The 970-nt window shown below is 39.0% G+C and carries 1 pseudogene; it reads right to left on the minus strand.

The window, feature by feature from the left end:
- Positions 1-29: 29 nt before the first annotated feature.
- Positions 30-970: pseudogene (locus VER_RS08880) on the minus strand (hypothetical protein); the annotation flags it as partial.

Raw genomic sequence — 970 nt, forward strand, 5'->3', positions numbered from 1 at the left:
TACTTGCTATAAATTTACAGACAACGGTCTCAACGTCCGCCAGCCGCAACATGGTTAATCTGTAAATCACCGGCAGAAATAGCTGCAGTAGTGAATTTTAACTGTTCAGAAATAGTCAAACCAGTGGCATCTACTTTTGGTGCTGTAGCAGCCGTACCAAAGGCCACACTGCCATTAGCAGTTAAGTTAATATCCTTAGCTAATTTAAGCTCTAAACCATCAGTAGTATCATTAGCCACCACACCAATATTACCATCAGTTAATTTAGCTTTTGCTTCTGGAGTGGATACATCAGCGCCACCTGTAATAGTTAATTTTTGGCTTAATGCACGATGTACTTCTGTACCATCATCACCAGCAAAATCTAATCCTGCTTGAGCTAAGGCTTGAAGATCTTTAATTGTTGCAATGTTATTTAAAGTAGGTCCCGTTTTATCTAATAAACCATCCTTGCCACGGGTTCCATCTTCACCTTTTGTACCACCAATTAAATCTTTTGCTTTATCAGGTGTAATTGCTTCATTATTGCCATTATTATCTTGACCCAACCCGCTCTTACCTGTATCAGATGCTAATGTTGTATCTTCAGGGTTTACTGGAGTTGCACCATCTATTGGTTTACCATTTTCATCTATATCAGACTCTTTATATAAATTCCCTTTATCGTCTTTAACTAATGGATTGCCATCTTTATCGACTAATGTTAATTCACCAGCAGCACCTACTTGTTTTTCAAGAGCTTTTAGTTGCGATACATTTACAGCATCGGTATCAGCTTCGCCAGCCGCAACATGGTTAATCTGTAAATCACCGGCAGAAATAGCTGCAGTAGTGAATTTTAACTGTTCAGAAATAGTCAAACCAGTGGCATCTACTTTTGGTGCTGTAGCAGCCGTACCAAAGGCCACACTGCCATTAGCAGTTAAGTTAATATCCTTAGCTAATTTAAGCTCTAAACCATCAGTAGTAT

This window comes from Veillonella sp. R32, from assembly GCF_010093125.1.
GTDB lineage: Bacteria > Bacillota > Negativicutes > Veillonellales > Veillonellaceae > Veillonella_A.